Annotated in this window: 16 protein-coding genes; 8 read left to right on the plus strand and 8 right to left on the minus strand. The window is 63.4% G+C overall.

The window, feature by feature from the left end:
• Positions 1–4: 4 nt before the first annotated feature.
• The gene (locus tag ACXYN8_RS07550; protein ID WP_458888741.1) at positions 5–337 is read left to right on the plus strand and encodes a hypothetical protein; all 333 of its coding nucleotides are present in this window, start codon (positions 5–7) and stop codon (positions 335–337) included.
• Here the strand turns inward: ACXYN8_RS07550 and ACXYN8_RS07555 are convergent.
• From ACXYN8_RS07555 to ACXYN8_RS07565, 3 genes are read right to left on the minus strand one after another with little or no spacing between them, the layout of a single operon-like run.
• Entirely contained in the window at positions 334–1,779 is a 1,446-nt protein-coding gene (locus ACXYN8_RS07555; RefSeq protein ID WP_458888742.1) for a sulfotransferase family protein, read from the minus strand. The genes ACXYN8_RS07550 and ACXYN8_RS07555 overlap by 4 nt on opposite strands.
• Positions 1,772–2,971: an exo-beta-N-acetylmuramidase NamZ family protein gene (locus ACXYN8_RS07560; protein ID WP_458888743.1), complete on the minus strand. Its 1,200-nt coding sequence runs from the start codon at positions 2,969–2,971 to the stop codon at positions 1,772–1,774. Before ACXYN8_RS07560 ends, ACXYN8_RS07555 begins: the two co-directional genes overlap by 8 nt.
• The gene (locus ACXYN8_RS07565; protein ID WP_458888744.1) at positions 2,968–3,444 is read right to left on the minus strand and encodes a DOMON-like domain-containing protein; all 477 of its coding nucleotides are present in this window, start codon (positions 3,442–3,444) and stop codon (positions 2,968–2,970) included. The genes ACXYN8_RS07560 and ACXYN8_RS07565 overlap by 4 nt, the downstream gene beginning before the upstream one ends.
• A gap of 97 nt (positions 3,445–3,541) precedes the next feature.
• On the opposite strand from ACXYN8_RS07565, the gene ACXYN8_RS07570 reads away from it, so the two are divergent.
• From ACXYN8_RS07570 to ACXYN8_RS07595, 6 genes are all read left to right on the plus strand, one after another.
• A complete protein-coding gene (locus ACXYN8_RS07570; RefSeq protein ID WP_458888746.1) occupies positions 3,542–4,120 on the plus strand; it encodes a hypothetical protein in 579 nt (192 codons plus the stop codon).
• A gap of 46 nt (positions 4,121–4,166) precedes the next feature.
• The gene (gene tyrS, locus ACXYN8_RS07575) at positions 4,167–5,396 is read left to right on the plus strand and encodes a tyrosine--tRNA ligase (protein WP_458888747.1); all 1,230 of its coding nucleotides are present in this window, start codon (positions 4,167–4,169) and stop codon (positions 5,394–5,396) included.
• An 89-nt stretch (positions 5,397–5,485) separates the two neighbouring features.
• Entirely contained in the window at positions 5,486–5,824 is a 339-nt protein-coding gene (locus ACXYN8_RS07580; protein WP_458888749.1) for a PilZ domain-containing protein, read from the plus strand.
• Between the two features lie 80 nt (positions 5,825–5,904).
• Positions 5,905–7,197 carry an MFS transporter gene (locus ACXYN8_RS07585; RefSeq protein ID WP_458888750.1) on the plus strand — a complete coding sequence of 431 codons (1,293 nt, stop codon included), beginning with the start codon at positions 5,905–5,907 and terminating at the stop codon, positions 7,195–7,197.
• Positions 7,194–8,114, plus strand: a complete 921-nt coding sequence (cysK, locus tag ACXYN8_RS07590) for a cysteine synthase A (protein ID WP_458888751.1) — start codon at positions 7,194–7,196, stop codon at positions 8,112–8,114. The genes ACXYN8_RS07585 and cysK overlap by 4 nt, the downstream gene beginning before the upstream one ends.
• Before the next feature lie 11 nt (positions 8,115–8,125).
• The gene (locus ACXYN8_RS07595) at positions 8,126–8,824 is read left to right on the plus strand and encodes a dienelactone hydrolase family protein (RefSeq protein WP_458888752.1); all 699 of its coding nucleotides are present in this window, start codon (positions 8,126–8,128) and stop codon (positions 8,822–8,824) included.
• Here ACXYN8_RS07595 and ACXYN8_RS07600 read toward each other — a convergent pair.
• The 4 genes from ACXYN8_RS07600 to ACXYN8_RS07615 form a co-directional block, all read right to left on the minus strand.
• Entirely contained in the window at positions 8,821–10,623 is a 1,803-nt protein-coding gene (locus ACXYN8_RS07600) for an acyl-CoA dehydrogenase C-terminal domain-containing protein (protein ID WP_458888754.1), read from the minus strand. The genes ACXYN8_RS07595 and ACXYN8_RS07600 overlap by 4 nt on opposite strands.
• Before the next feature lie 28 nt (positions 10,624–10,651).
• Complete coding sequence (locus ACXYN8_RS07605; RefSeq protein WP_458888755.1) at positions 10,652–11,113, minus strand: MerR family transcriptional regulator; 462 nt, start codon at positions 11,111–11,113, stop codon at positions 10,652–10,654.
• A gap of 41 nt (positions 11,114–11,154) precedes the next feature.
• Positions 11,155–11,511: a phosphoribosyl-AMP cyclohydrolase gene (gene hisI / locus ACXYN8_RS07610; protein ID WP_458888925.1), complete on the minus strand. Its 357-nt coding sequence runs from the start codon at positions 11,509–11,511 to the stop codon at positions 11,155–11,157.
• A 357-nt stretch (positions 11,512–11,868) separates the two neighbouring features.
• Positions 11,869–12,609: a ComF family protein gene (locus tag ACXYN8_RS07615; RefSeq protein WP_458888756.1), complete on the minus strand. Its 741-nt coding sequence runs from the start codon at positions 12,607–12,609 to the stop codon at positions 11,869–11,871.
• 54 nt (positions 12,610–12,663) lie between these two features.
• On the opposite strand from ACXYN8_RS07615, the gene ACXYN8_RS07620 reads away from it, so the two are divergent.
• Positions 12,664–13,413, plus strand: a complete 750-nt coding sequence (locus tag ACXYN8_RS07620) for a methyltransferase domain-containing protein (RefSeq protein ID WP_458888757.1) — start codon at positions 12,664–12,666, stop codon at positions 13,411–13,413.
• Here ACXYN8_RS07620 and ppdK read toward each other — a convergent pair whose 3' ends face one another.
• Positions 13,414–16,074 (minus strand): pyruvate, phosphate dikinase, encoded by a 2,661-nt coding sequence (gene ppdK / locus ACXYN8_RS07625; RefSeq protein ID WP_458888758.1) that lies wholly within the window; start codon positions 16,072–16,074, stop codon positions 13,414–13,416.
• Positions 16,075–16,111: the final 37 nt, after the last annotated feature.

A 16,111-nucleotide genomic window follows, 5' to 3' on the forward strand; every position in this document is an offset into this window, starting at 1 on the left:
AACGATGCTCAAGATATTCGTGCTGGTTGCAGCTGCTCTTAGCCCGCAACAGTCCTTCGATATGCCTGGCTATCAATATCCGGGAGCGCCGTGGGAAGATGTGTTGAGCAAGGCGGACCAAGAGCTTTGTGAAGAACAAATCCGCGAAATCCGTGCCGAGCTTATCAAAGCCGGAGAGAAACCCGCGCCTGTCAACGAAGGGCCAAAAACCGAGGTTACTCCTGCAATTGATCGCAGCGAGAATGGTTGCCCGATGCTGGTGACAGGTGGCGAAACGAGCAAGGAGCAAGCGTTCCCACAGGTCGAGCAAGAGGCCGCTCTTCGTCCGCTGGACTAAACCGCGGGACTCCCGAACTCCTTCAGCAACGGCGCGATGTGCGCTTGGTAATTGCGCCACCGACCCGAAGAGCGCGTGTAGAGCGGCTCGCGCACCTGCCACGCGCTCGCGGTGCGGACGGCGCCAGAGCCGATGTGCGGCTCAAGGCAAGCTGCTTCCCATTCCAGCCCCAGAAAGCCCAGTAGCGCTTCGATGTTCGGGTGCGGGTCGGCGACCATGGCGTCGTAATCGAAGTCGTGGATGGCGTCAGGGTACAGCGACCTCCAATGCGTCATCAGCCGCTGGTATTGCCGATACCAATGCGTCGCCCCGTCGAGCGATTGGGCGTAGGTCATGCGCGCGTCGAGATGCGCGAAGAATACCGACAAGCAATTGGCGAGCGGATTGCGAACCGTGTTGACGATCCGCGCGCGGGGAAAAAGCAGCTTGATCAACCCGATGTGCAGGAAATTGTCGGGCCGCTTGTCGATCCAGCGATCGCCGGGCAGGCCGATGCGATCCAGACCGTCGAGATAGCGCTCGCGCAACCGGGTGACATCCGCGGTGCCAAGGTTCGCGGCTTTCTCCGGATAAGGCTGCAATTCGCGTTGAACCATCGCTGGAATGAACTCCAGCTCGCCGCCTGCCGTTAGCCCGCTGTGCGCGCCGAGGATACGTTCGGCGAGCGTGCTGCCGGAACGGAACATTCCGCACACGAAGACAGGTTCCGGACCGCCATTGGTCCTTGCTGGCTCGTTGAAGGATGCAATGATGCGATCGACGAGATGCTCTTGCGCCGACGGGTCATAGGGCGCGCCTGCCAGCTGCCGCGTGCCGCGATTGCCGTCATCGTAAGCGGCAAAAGCCCGATCGTAGGCACCTGCCTGATCATACCCCCGACCCAGCGCGAACCCCAGGTCGGCCCGCGCCATGGGTGGCACGTTGGGTGCCCGCAGATACCCGGACAATCGGGTCAGCAGAGGATGATCGGCAGTGTCGAACCGCGTAACCTCCGCCAGCCGCAGCAGCGCCAGCGGGTTGTGCGGCTCCACTTCCAGCGCCTTGCGATAGGCTGCTTCCGCTTCCTCCCGCGCGCCCCGATCCTCGTGCAGGTTTCCAAGATTGAGCCAGGCGGGCACATAATCGGGCCTTATCGCCAGCGCTGCTTCCAGTTCCTTCGCCGCAGCATCGGGTTGTCGCAGGCCATCGGAATAAATCACCGCGCGGTTGAGGCGTATCTCCTCCGGCCCCGACGCGCCCCGGTCGAGCGCCTGTCCGTAGGCCTCCAGCGCCTCCTCGAAGCGATGGGCCCGGCGCAGGCAGAAGCCGAGATTGTACCAGTCGTCCGGCCGGTCGGGATCAGCATCGAGCAGCGCGCGGTACGCCGCTGCGCCATCGTCGGCCGGTTCGGCATTGAGCAGCGCAGCCGCCTTGCGAGCGAGCTGATCGACGCTGTCAGCCATAGAGCAGGTGATCGCGCACGCTTGCCACCCAGCTGGCTTCGTCAGCGCTGGCGAGCGCGTCGAGATCGTGCGGCGTGCTGGCGAAATCGTCGACCCATTCGCGCAGAGCCGGCCCGCCATTGATAACGTCGATCGCCAGCCGCTCCAGCTCGTATTCGTAAGGGAAATCGCGCCAGAGATCGTATTCCGGGTGAAGATTGCGGATGGCCTTGAAGGCCAGCGCCTGCAATCGCCAGGGGCGAAACGCGTGATGCGCGTAGAACGGCCCCTCCGCGTGGATCATCAACGCGCTGCAAAGCTCGCCCCGGTGCTTGTGGAAGGTCGGCTCGAAGAAGCACTCTCGCACCGCGCATCCGGCGAGCCACTCGGGCGCCAAGCGCTCCATTTCGGTGCAAACCTTCGCGGCATCGACATCCGGCGCCCCGAACAGCACTTCCAGCGGCCGCGTCGTGCCCCGCCCTTCACTGAGGTTCGTTCCTTCCAGCATGACCGTACCGGCATAGGCGCGCGCCATGTTGACGTTGGCGGCATTGGGCGAAGGATTGATCCAGACGCGGTCCGTGGGCCAACCGTGTCCGGCTCCGTCCGGCTCCCAGCTCTGCATTTCGATGACGCGGTAATCAACGTCGAGGCCGAAGTGCTCGATGAACCAGTGCCCCATTTCGCCCATCGTCAGACCGTGGCGCATGGGCATGGGCGCGGCCCCGACAAAACTTTCCTGTCCCGGCACCAGCAGAGTGCCTTCCACCGGGCGGCCTGCCGGATTAGGCCGGTCGAGCACCCACACGCTCTTGCCGTGCTTCGCGCCCTCTTCCAGCAGGTAGAGAAGCGTGGTGACGAAAGTGTAGATCCGGCAACCGAGATCCTGCAGGTCGAACAGGAAGACGTCCGCGCTCGACATCATTTGTCCGGTGGGACGGCGCACCTCGCCGTATAGGCTGAACACAGGGATGCCGTATTGCGGATCGGTCTCGTCCGCGGTCTCGACCATATTGTCCTGCTTGTCGCCCTTCAGCCCGTGCTGCGGGCCGAACGCACTCGTGACGTTGATGCCCGCGGCAATCAGCGCATCGAGGCTATGCGTGAGGTCTTGCGTGACGGAGGCCGGATGCGCGACGAGCGCAACGCGCTTGCCCTCCAGCGGTGCGCGCAGTTCCGGCTCGGCGAGCAGGCGATCGATCCCGAATTTCATGCTCCGCGCGGTGCCTCAAGCCGGGCCGCGAAGCAAGGCGCGGCGTGGAAATCGGGTGTGGGCGTATCGGGATGGGCGAGCGCCCAGTAGCTCTTGGTGCCGCCCGCCTCCTCGATCACGGCTGTCAGGCTCATGGCGCAAGGTGCGTCCGGCAGGATGGCACGCGGGATGGCCGCGTCGAAGATTGCAACCGAACCGCCCCGACGGATCGTCAGCACCGGAGGGCGCTCGACGGGCCGCTCCTGCATTCCTTCGCGCCAGTCGTCGAAATCATAGGCTGCCCACGCTTCGGAGGGCGAGAAGTTGAACTCGCAATAGGATGAGCCGCTTTCGGGTCGCAGGAACAGCTCGAAACAGGTTGTCTGCCATAGCCCGTCGCGGCGACGGTTTCCCGCCGGTGGTGGCACGATCAGATCACCCGTTCCCTCGATGCGCCAGCGAAGTTGCAGCCAGTGCGCGTCACGCACGTTCACGGTGCACGAAATACTCGTGACGGAACGCGGTTTGCGTGCGAAATGCGGATGAAGGTCCATGTCGGACCGGACTACGGAATCGATGGGGGTCGTCGCAATGAAAATTCTCGCTCTTGTGGTCGTGGCTTCGTTCGTTGCCAATCCGGCTCAGGCGCAGGGCGCGATGGGATACAGCCTCGACGGTGAGGTTGAGATCACGCTTCCCCAAGGCTGGGATCACGACCAGATCGTCAATCCCGCGATGAAGATGAAGGCCATGCGCGACATGATGAATGGCGCTTCGGAGACCCGGATGGAAAAGGGCGGGACCAAAATTCTCGTCAGCTACATGAACTTCAAAAGCGATAAGCCGTCGCGGGAGATGGACGAAGAGACGCTCGCCGCCGTCGAGAAAATTACCTTTCAGGCAGCCGGGCAATACCTGCCGCAAGCGAACGAGAGCCAAATCACCCCCCGCAGTGCCATCGTCGGTCCGCTCGGTGTCTCGCTGGCAACCCTGAGCGCGCGCGACGGCGAGCAGTTCCGCGTCGCGCCCGGAACCGCCGGGGGCTGCGTCACCACCGGCAGCATTCGCCGGGACAGCGCGGCCTGGGCGGTCTCCATAGCCTCGAAGAGCTGCGAATCGGACACGCACAAACAGGTGGTCGAAGCCTTCTTTGCCGCGCAGGCCAGGTAATCCTGCGCTTGCGCCCACGCGCTCGCGTGCTACGCGCGCCAGCATCATGAGCGCCTACAAATCCGACCTGCTGCGCCTGCTCGAAGAGCGTGGCCATATCCACCAGATCACCGACCCCGTCGCGCTGGACGCGCTGGCGAGCAAGGAGATCGTCACGGGATACGTCGGCTTCGATCCCACGGCGGCTTCGCTTCACATCGGCAATCTCGCCTCGATCATGCTGCTCAAGCGTTTGCAACAGGCAGGGCACCGACCCATCGTCATCATGGGCGGCGGTACGGCCAAGGTCGGAGACCCGTCGGGCAAGGACGAAACGCGCACTATGCTCACCGACGAAGTGCTGGCGAGCAACATCGCCGGCATTCGCGGCAGCTTCGAGCAGATCTTGCGTTTCGACGACAGTGAAACCGGCGCGCTGCTGATCAACAATGACGACTGGCTGAGCCAGCTCGGCTACATCGAGCTGCTCCGCGATGTCGGTCCGCACTTTACGATCAACCGTATGCTGACCTTTGATTCGGTGAAGCTGCGGCTCGATCGCGAGCAGCCGCTGACCTTCCTCGAATTCAATTACATGATCATGCAGGCCTACGACTTCCTGAAGTTGAGCCGCTCGCACGGATGCCGCTTGCAACTGGGCGGCAGCGACCAGTGGGGCAACATCGTGAATGGCGTGGAACTGGCGCGGCGCATCGACGGGACCGAGGTTTACGGCGTCACGGCACCACTGATCACCCGGGCCGACGGGCAGAAGATGGGCAAGTCGGTGTCCGGCGCGATCTGGCTGAACGAGGCGCAGCTGCCGGCTTACGATTTCTGGCAATACTGGCGCAACACGGACGACCGCGACGTCGGCAGGTTCCTGCGCTTGTTTACGGATCTGCCGCTCGACGAGATTGCGCGGCTCGAGTCGCTCGATGGTGCCGAGATCAATCACGCGAAGGTCGTGCTGGCTAATAAAGTGACCGAAATGGTACGCGGAGCAGACGCGGCCAGGGCGGCGGAAGCCACGGCTTCGACCACCTTCGCTGGCGGGGCGGGAGACGACCTCCCCTCGCTCGATATTCCTTCGGACGGGCTCCGCATCGGCGCGGTGCTGACCGACCTCGGCTTCACTGCCTCCAATGGCGAAGCGAAGCGCAAGATCGCGGAAGGGGCGGTGAAGCTGGATGGGGAAACCGTCGGCGATGCCGGTCATCTCGTCACTGTGCCAGCCGGGCAGGAAATCAAGCTCAGCCTCGGCCGCAAGAAGCACGCTGTCCTGCGATCGGCCTGACGCGCAGTTATAGCCGCGTTTACCCTTTGTCAGAACTTCGCTGCCAGAACGGCGGTTCGAGTTTCTAGGCTCAAAGGGGGGCGCACGCCGTGACACACGGGGCACAACTTTCGGTAACGGACATGCGGCAGGCAGCACGCCATCCGGTCGAGTTTCCGGTAATCGGCGAACATCGCGATCGCGGCGATCTGCCGATGCATATCGTGAACGTTTCTGCGCAAGGTTTCATGATCGACAATTGCGACTCGCTGACCAGAGGCGAGCGTGTCACCATCCGCCTTCCGGAAATCGGACATATCGAAGCCCATGTGATCTGGGTGAAGGACGAACGCGCCGGCTTCCAGTTCGAACGCATCATCCGTCTGGAAGAATTCCGTCGCCTGATCGACGCGCTCCAGCCGAATCCCAGATTGCGCCGCACGCGCTGAGCAGCATTCCGAAGCGCGGGCTTACCCCCGCCAAGATGCTAACGCTTGGCTAGGTCGCGACGGCCTGCCATTGCGCGGGTGTGATAGAGCCGACCTCCCCCTTCCAGATCCCGAATTTCCGCGCCTACTGGCTGTCCCGGCTGTCGATGACGCTGGGCCAGTACGCGATGATGCTGATCATCGGCTGGCAGGTTTACAACCTCGCGCGTGACAGCGGGCAGAACGTCGCCGAAGCCTCCGGCCAGCTCGCTATCGTCGGGCTGCTGCAGTTCCTTCCGCTTTTCGTGCTGACGCCATTTTCCGGCTGGGTGGCGGACAATTTCGACCGCAGGAATATCGCGCGCCTCACCGTGATGGTGCAGTTGCTGTGCGCCGGAGTTCTCGCCTGGCTCACATGGTCGGAGCAGATCTCTATCCCCGCGATTTTCGGCGTGGCCGTGGCGCTTGGCGTCGTGCGCGCCTTCAACGGACCCGCTCTTTCCGCCCTTGCGCCGAATCTGGTGCCAAAGGAGATCCTGCCCAACGCCATCGCCCTTTCCAGCATTTCCTGGCAGACCGGCATGATCGTCGGGCCGGCGGTCGGCGGGTATCTCCACGCCATTTCCCCACCCCTGCCCTACGTCGCGGCTGCTGGTCTGTTCGCCATGTCGATGATCACACTTTCCTTCATAGGAAAGGTGCCGCAACCGCCGCGCGCCGCGAACCAGCATCCAGTGCGCCAGATGGTCGACGGGCTGCATTACGTGGTTCGTAACAAGATGGTGCTCGGCGCAATCACGCTGGATCTGTTTGCCGTCTTCCTCGCCGGGGCGACCGCGCTGTTCCCCGTATTCGCGCGCGACATCCTGAAAGTGGGGGAGACCGGACTTGCGCAGCTCGCGATGGCCCCGGCCGTCGGTGCGGCGCTGACGGCGCTGTGGTTCAGCTTCAATCCGCTGAAGACCAATGTAGGGCCGAAGATGCTGCTGGCCGTCGCCCTGTTCGGTTTGGCCACCATCGGTTTCGGCTTCTCCACATGGATGCCGTTCAGCCTCGCCATGCTGTTCATTGTGGGCTGCGCGGACATGTTCTCGGTCTACATCCGGCAGTCGCTGATCCAGCTGCACACGCCCGACGAAAAGCGAGGGCGCGTGTCTGCCGTATCGCTGCTGACCATTTCCGCCTCCAACGAATTCGGCGACTTTTTTTCCGGCAGCCTCGCCTTCCTTATCGGCCCGGTCGCTGCCGTGGTGACCGGCGGTGCAGGTGCGATCATCACCGTGGGATTGTGGAGCCGCGTGTTCCCCGTGCTAAGGACGACCCGGACCTTCGACCCGCCTGACGAGTTGGTGGAGCACACCCCCGAAGAGACATTGCAGGAGAAGATTCCATGAAAGCTGACAACGTCCTCGCCACCATCGGCAATACGCCTCACATTCGCCTGTCGCGCCTGTTCCCCGACCACGAGGTCTGGGTAAAGAGCGAGCGGGCCAACCCCGGCGGCTCGATCAAGGACCGCATCGGCCTCGCCATGGTCGAAGCGGCGGAGAAGTCCGGCGACTTGCAGCCCGGCGGCACCATCATCGAACCCACCAGCGGCAACACCGGAATCGGTCTCGCCATGGTGGCGGCCGTCAAGGGCTACAAGCTGGTGCTCGTCATGCCTGAATCGATGTCGCTGGAACGGCGGCGGCTGATGCTGGCCTATGGCGCAAGCTTCGACCTGACGCCGAAGGAAAAGGGCATGAAGGGCGCAATCGAACGCGCGACCGAACTGGTTGCCCAGACCGAAGGCGCCTGGATGCCCAGCCAGTTCGACAACCCGGCGAACGTCGCCGTGCACGTCCGAACGACGGCGCAGGAAATCCTTGCCGACTTCGCGGACGCTCCGCCTGCCGTAATGATTACCGGCGTGGGCACCGGCGGACACCTGACTGGCTGCGCGGAGGAGCTGAAGAAAACCTGGCCCGATCTCAAGGCCTATGCGGTCGAACCGGAAGCGAGCCCGGTCATCAGCGGCGGACAGCCCGGCCCGCATCCCATCCAGGGCATCGGCGCGGGCTTCATCCCGGAGAACCTTCACACGCAGGCAATTGATGGCTCCATCCAGGTCGAGGCGGAGAAAGCCAAGGCCATGGCGCTGCGTTGCGCGCGCGAAGAAGGGCTGCTGGTCGGAATTTCGAGCGGCGCCACTCTCGCCGCGATCGACAAGAAGCTTGGAGAGCTGGAGCCTGGTACCCGCGTTCTCGGCTTCAATTACGACACGGGCGAACGTTACCTCTCTGTCCCCGATTTCCTGCCGACCGAGTAGGCAACGGCTCCATGACCGTGTTCTCGACTGTCGCTTATGTCGATGGCGACATGGCGCTTCTCGGCCACCACGAGCGCCCGGATGGTCCGGCGCGCGCGGCGGTGGCTATTTTCCCCAGCTTCATGAACGTAACGCCGGGCGTAAAGGCGAAGGCGGAACTGCTGACGAAGTCGGGCTACGCCGTTTTCATCGGTGATTTCTACGGGTCCGATTCACCCAAGACGCCGGACGAAGCCTTCGCCGCCATGCAGCGGGTCCGCAGCGATCCGCTGGCCTTCCGGCGACGTCTGCGTGCGACCATTGCCAAGACGGCGGAGCTGGAGCCGGGCGTCCCCCAGCTCGCGATCGGCTTCTGCCTCGGCGGCTTGGCAGCTCTCGAAATGGCGCGCGACGGGCAGGACCTTGCCGCCGTCGTCAGCTTTCACGGCCTGCTTGCGACGGATCTGCCCGCCAGCGAGCCCATCGCCACGCGGATGCTGATCTGTCACGGCGATGCCGACACCCTTGTGCCCCGCCAGCAGGTGATGGCGTTCTGGGAGGAAATGGACAGCGTCCAGGCCGACTGGCTCTTCCACTCCTACAGCGGTGTTGCGCACGGGTTCACCGTCAGCACTGGCCTCGATGGAAAGCCCAACTCCGCCTACGACGCGAGCGCCGACCGGCAGAGCTGGGCTTCCATGCATTCCTTCTTCGATGAAGTGCTCGGTTAAGCAGCTCGCTCGAAGGATTCGACCGGCAGTTCCATCATCGATTCGGCACCGCTTTCGATACGGCGGCGCAAGGCACCTGCGTCGGGCGTGAAGCGATCCATGAAGTAGCGCGCGGTGGTCAGTTTCGCTTCGTAGAACGCCGTGTCGTCTCCGGCAGCGAGTTTGGCTGTCGCTGTCTGCGCCATTCGCAGCCACATCCACCCGAGCGCCACGATGCCCATGATGTGCATGTAGTGATGCGCGCCTGCGCCCAGATTGTTGGGGTTGGCCATCGCGTTCTGCATGAACCACATCGTTCCCGCCTTCAGCTCGCCATTGGCCTTCGCCAGCTTCTCGGCCAGCGGAGCCAGCGCTTCGTCACCCTTGGCAGCCTCGCAAGCCTCGTCGACCTTGGCGAAGAACAGCTGCACCGCGCGACCGCCATTGGCGGCAAGCTTGCGCCCGCACAGGTCCATCGCCTGCACGCCATTGGTGCCTTCGTAGATCTGGGCGATGCGAGCGTCGCGGACGAACTGGCTCATGCCCCATTCCTCGATGTAGCCGTGGCCACCGAAGACCTGCTGCATATTGGTTGCGACCTCGTAGCCCTTGTCCGTGCCGTAGCCTTTCAGAACTGGGGTCAGCAGGCCCAGCAGGTCGTCGGCTTCCTGCCGTTCTTCCTCCGTCTGCGCGGCGTGTACGAGATCGACCAACAGCCCGCCGTACAGAGACAGCGCGCGTTGTCCTTCGGTGAAGGCCTTTCCATCCATCAGCATCCGGCGCACGTCGGGATGGACGATAATCGAATCCGCCTTCTCGTCCGGGCTCGCCGGGCCCGTCAGCGCGCGACCCTGCCGCCGGTCCTTCGCGTAGGCGACGGCGTTCTGGTAAGCGATTTCGGCCTGCGAGAGACCCTGGATGCCAACGCCAAGACGCGCGGCGTTCATCATGATGAACATGGCGGCGAGCCCCTTGTTCTCCTCGCCGACCATCCAGCCCTTGGCCGCGTCGTAATTCATCACGCAGGTCGAATTGCCGTGAATGCCCATCTTGTGCTCGATCGATCCGCAGGAGACGGCATTGCGCTCGCCCGGATCGCCAGCATCGTCGAGGATGAACTTCGGCACGACAAAAAGCGAAATACCCTTCGAGCTGTCCGGCGCACCCGGCGTCTTGGCCAGCACCAGGTGAATGATGTTTTCACTCATGTCGTGCTCGCCCGAAGAGATGAAGATTTTCGTGCCGGTGATTGCGTAACTTCCGTCGCCCTGCGGTTCCGCCTTCGTGCGGATGAGGCCGAGATCTGTGCCGCAATGCGGTTCGGTCAGGTTCATCGTGCCCGTCCATTCGCCCGACACCATTTTGGGGACGTAGGTCGCCTTCTGCTCGTCCGATCCCTTGGCGAGCAACGCGGATACCGCACCATTGGTAAGTCCGGGATACATCCCGAACGCCTGATTGGCGGACGAGGCCATTTCCTCGACCATGAAGCCCAGCACGTGCGGCAGACCCTGCCCGCCGAATTCCTCCGGCGCGCTCAGAGTGCCCCAACCCGATTCGCGATATTGCTGAAAGGCTTCCTTGAAGCCGGTCGGCGTAGTCACGCTGCCGTCCTCGTGCCGTGTGCAGCCCTCGCGGTCGCCCACGGCATTCAGGGGGAACAGCACCTCGGCGCAGAACTTCCCCGCTTCGCTGGCAATGGTGTCGACCAGATCGGCGCTCACCGCCTCAAATCCGGGCAGATTGTTGTAGCTTTCCAGTTCCAGCAGTTCGTTGACGACGAAGCGCAGATCGCGGGAGGGGGCTTGGTAGACGGGCATCTTGAGGGTCCTTTGAAGGAGGGGTTTTCTAACGCTGGCCGAGATCGAGTTGTTCGATCTGCTCGACGAATTCGTTGAGTTCCTGGATCGACGAATCGATGTCGTCGCGCTGGCGGGTCAGCTTCGCGATTTTCTCGCGGCACCGGTCCAGCGTTACGGCGCGCTGCGTCTTGCGGTTGTCGCCGAGGTCGTACAGGTCGATCAGCTCGCGAATTTCGCCGAGGCTGAAGCCCACGTTCTTGGCCCGCATGATCCATGCAAGGCGCGCGCGATCACGCTTGGAATAGATGCGCGAAAGGCCATCGCGCTGCGGGGCGATCAGCCCCTCGTCCTCGTAGAAGCGCAGGGCCCGCGCCGTGACGTCGAATTCCTTGGTGAGGTCCGAGATGGTGAAGCTCTCGCGCGAAAGCTCGTCCGGACGATCTATGTGAGACCGGCCGTGACCCTGCGATCCCGCGCTGGCTTTCCGGGAGGTGCTGCTCTGATCCATGCAGAGCCTTCTAGCTTACCTTTACGTAAGCGTCAATTATCTCAAGCTTCAAGAGACCCGTCGGTGCCAAGTTTACGGAAGAAACAGCTGGTGGCGCCGGTATGGCAACTCGGCCCATCGCAATCCGCAATGACAAGCAGCGCATCCTGGTCGCAATCCACCCGGATCTCGCGGACCCGGAGCATGTTTCCGGACGTTTCGCCCTTCTTCCAGAGCGACTGCCGCGATCGTGACCAGAAGTGCGCGAACCCGGTCTCGCGAGTAGCGGCGATGGCTTCGGCATTCATGTGCGCGACCATGCGAACGTCCTTGGAAGCGGCATCGATCACGACAGCCGTCAGGAGGCCGGCGGCATCGAATTTCGGCTGGAAAACGGAGCCTGTTTCGCGATCGTCGATGGGAAATTCCTAGTGAAAAGAGCGTCGCAGGCGGTGCGACCGATTGTTGCCAGATAACCACAAGGTGACGGCAAAATCCATCGCGACATTGCGAGACGCTTTGTGTTTCGAGCGCAGGATGCTTGAACAGGCTTGCGGTCTGAGGGGACCGTCGAACGGCAAATCGCCGCCATGATGGCACAGGTTCACCGGGGGATGGCAGTTGGGCTGAGGGGGTCGACTGCCGCAACATGAGGGACAGGCCTCGCGGCCAACCGGGAGTGATTCGGGGGGATCGCAAACGGCGCGAATATGGCCTGAACATTCGTCACGAAGGGCGCCCGGAACAGCGATGTTCCGGGCGCTTTCGTTTGGGCGCTACCAATCGACGACGCGAGCGAAGCAGGAAATGGTCACGCGATTCGCTCCACCGCTTTTCAGAGCGGCGACACAGGCATCGCTCGTCGCTCCGCTGGTCAGCACGTCATCGACGAGGATGACGTCACGGCCCCGCAGGTCGGCTGAGCGGCGCGGGTTGGCGACAATCGCATCGCTGAGAATTGCAGCGCGTTCTTTTCTGCCATGGCCACCCAGCGCGGGTGTCGCCTTCGTACGCACCAGCGCGTCGACCATCAGCTTGCCCCGCCCCAGCCTCTCTAGCTCACGCGCCAGCAGCGCCGACTGGTTGAAGCCGCGCCGCCAGAGGCGCAACCGATGGAGCGGAACGGGGACCAGCACCGCAGGCTCTTCCAGCGCAGGCAGGCGCGCCGCCATCAGGCGGGCAAGCATACCGGCCATAGCGATTCGCCCACCATGTTTGAAAGCGAGCACGAGCTTGCGCGATGCGTCGTTGTAGAACGTCGCCGCCGCAATGCCGTCATGCCGTGGTGGCGCCGAGAAACATGCACCGCATTGCAAATGCGGCTGATCGGGCTTGGCGACCAACGGTCGTTGGCACCCTGCACAAGCAAGCGAGGACGGGATTGCCAGCTCTGACCAGCACGCGCCGCAGAGGCCCGATTGCGCCTCGATCCCGTCGCCGCACAATGGGCAACGCGGCGGATAGACAAGGTTGACCACCGGCGCGATCGATTCTCTCAATTGGCCGAGCACTTTCATGCCGCTGTTCCAGCGCGGTTGCGCGGACGCACGAAGCGCGACAGAGGAGAGCGGATGAAGACGACCACGCCCCCGCTTATCTTCTCTCCGCAACGCAGAAAAGCGGCTTGGCGGCGCAGCGTCGCGCGGCAAGGCCCGGACGCCGCCAATTTCCTGGCGCGCGATATGGCAGACGAAGTGGAAGAACGCCTCGGCTTCATGCGCCATGAGCCGCAGCGGGTGCTGGTCATCGGTGATATGACGGGCGCGCTTACCGACGCCTTCCCCGATGCGGACCTGTCACAGGCGGCCCCGACCACGCTCGACGAAGAGAACCCCTTCCCCCGCGGCGGCTACGACCTGATCGTGAGCATGAACACGCTGGCAACGGTCAACGACCTGCCCGGCGCGCTGGTGCACTACCGCGCGGCACTGGCCGAAGGCGGCCTGATGATTGCGCAATTCGTCGGGCTCGGCTCTTTGCAGGTCTTGCGGAGTGCCCTGCTGGCGGCAGACGGCGAGCGGCCGGCGGCGCGCATCCATCCCATGGTCGACGTTCGTGGCGGGGCCGAATTGCTCCAGCGTGCCGGGTTCAGGCGACAGGTGGCGGACAGCAGGACGCTGCAAGTGCGCTACCGTCATTTTGATCGGCTGATAGCCGATCTGCGCGATCAGGGTCTGGCAAACCAGCTGGCCGACACGCCGCCCCCGCTCTCCAGACAGAGCCGCGCGGCGGCCCGAGCGGCCTTCATGAATCGCGCCGACACCGAAGGCCGGGTTACCGAATTCTTCGAAATCGTGACGCTAACCGGCTGGAAAAGCTGATTACTTGAGCGACGCCTGAGCCGCTGCGAGCCGCGCAATCGGGACGCGGTAGGGCGATGCACTGACGTAATCGAGGCCGACCTTCTCGCAAAATGCGATGCTGCCCGGATCGCCGCCGTGCTCGCCGCAAATACCCAGCTTGATGTCATCGCGCGTGGCCCGTCCCCGGTCCGCCGCAAGCTGGACGAGCTGGCCGACGCCCTCTTCGTCCAGACCCACAAACGGGTCGCGCGGATAAATCCCCTTGTCGACGTACTGCGCCAGGAAACGCGCTGAATCATCCCTCGAAACGCCAAGAGTTGTCTGGGTCAAGTCATTGGTTCCGAACGAGAAGAAGCGGGCTTCTTCAGCAATCTCGCCAGCCATCAGGGCCGCCCGCGGGAGTTCGATCATTGTGCCGACAAGGTAGTCCACGCTTCGTCCCTGCTCGGCGAAGACCTCTTTGGCCACACGATCCACAAGCTCGCGCAGGATCTGCAACTCGCGCTTCGTGCCGACCAGCGGGATCATCACTTCCGGGACCGGCGCCTCGCCGTTTGCCGCAATTTCGCAGGCGGCTTCGAAAATGGCCCGTGCCTGCATCTCGTAGATCTCGGGATAGGTGATACCGAGGCGACACCCCCGGTGACCGAGCATCGGGTTGAATTCGTGCAATTCGGCCGCGCGCCGGCGCAAGTGGTCGACGCCCACCCCCGTCGCATCCGCGAGAGCGACAAACTCGTCTTCGCCATGCGGGAGGAATTCGTGCAGCGGCGGGTCGAGCAGGCGGATCGTGCAGGGCAGCGCTGCCATCACCTCGAAGATTTCGCGGAAGTCGGCGCGCTGTTCGGGCAGCAGCTTGGCAAGAGCGGTGCGCCGCCCCGCCTCGTCATCGGCCAGGATCATCTCGCGAACGGCGGATATACGCGCGGCATCGAAGAACATATGTTCTGTCCGGCAAAGGCCGATGCCCTCCGCACCGAACTGGCGGGCCATGCGGCAATCGTCGGGCGTTTCGGCATTGGTGCGAACGCGCATCCGGCGGTGGCTGTCGGCCCATTCCATCAGCGTGGCGAAATCGCCTACGAGTTCCGGCTCGATGGTAGCCACCTCGCCCGCCATGACTTCGCCATTGCCGCCGTCGAGAGTGAGGAAGTCGCCTTCCTTCAATTCGCGGCCGCCGATGGTGAGCTTGCGGTTGGGAAGGTCGATCGTCACGCCGTTCGCACCCGAAACGCAGGGGCGCCCCATGCCTCTCGCCACGACGGCAGCGTGTGACGTCATGCCGCCGCGCGCGGTCAGGATGCCTTGCGCGGCGTGCATTCCGTGAATGTCTTCCGGGCTCGTCTCCACGCGAACGAGGATGACCTTGTCGCCGCGCGCCGCGAACTTCTCCGCCGTGTCGGCATCGAGCACGATCGCGCCCGCCGCCGCGCCTGGAGAGGCCGGGAGACCGCGGGTCAGGACATCACGCGGCGCGTCTGGATCGAGCGTCGGGTGCAGCAACTGGTCGAGCGCCATTGGGTCGACACGGCCGATCGCGGTCTTCTCGTCGATCAGTCCTTCTTCGACCATGTCGACTGCCAGCTTGAGCGCGGCCTTGGCCGTCCGCTTCCCGCTGCGGGTCTGGAGCATCCAGAGCTTGCCGCGTTCGACGGTGAACTCGATGTCCTGCATATCGCGATAATGCCGCTCCAGCAGGTCGAAGACATTGGCCAGTTCGGCGTAGGCATCGGGCATGGCTTCTTCCATGCTGGCCTTGTCCGCACCCGCCGCCTCGCGCGCGGTGCGGGTAAGATATTGCGGCGTGCGGATACCCGCGACCACATCCTCGCCCTGCGCATTGATGAGGTACTCGCCGTAATAAGCCTTTTCGCCGGTAGCCGGATCGCGGGTGAAGGCGACGCCGGTGGCACTGGTATCCCCCATGTTGCCGAACACCATGGCCTGCACGTTCACCGCCGTGCCCCAGTCGCCGGGAATGTCGTTGAGGCGGCGATAGACCTTCGCGCGCTCGCTGTCCCAGCTGTCGAAGACAGCGCGTATCGCACCCCACAACTGGACATGGACGTCCTGTGGAAAATCCTGTTGATGTTCGGTGGAAACGATCTGTTTGTACTCGGCGACGAGCGCCTTCCAGTCTTCAGCCGAAAGCTCCGTATCCGCGAAGAAGCCGTTGTCTTCCTTCATAATTTCCAGTGCTTCCTCGAACAACCCGTGATCGAGGCCGAGGACGACGTCGGAATACATCTGGATGAAGCGGCGATAGCTGTCCCATGCGAAACGTTCGTCGCCGGAGGATCGCGCCAGCCCTTCCACCGTCTCGTCATTGAGGCCGAGATTGAGGACCGTGTCCATCATGCCCGGCATGGAAACCCGCGCGCCCGAACGGACCGATACGAGAAGTGGATTTTCCTGATTTCCGAAAGACTTGCAGACCGAAGCTTCGATGTGTTCGAGCGCGGTGGCGACCGCCGCCTCCAGCCCGCTGGAAAAATCGCCGCCCTCCTGAAGGTAGCTGACGCATTCCTCTGTCGTGATGGTGAAGCCGGGGGGTACCGGCAGGCCGATCGCCGCCATTTCCGCCAGGTTCGCACCCTTGCCGCCGGTGACTGTCTTGTCCTTCTGCCGCGGATCGGAGTGATCGGCCGCGCCGCCGAATGGATAGACCGTCTGTGTCATGCGTGTCCTCGGGTTCGATGGAACACATGGAACACGG

It is taken from the genome of Altererythrobacter sp. CAU 1778, from assembly GCF_054482795.1.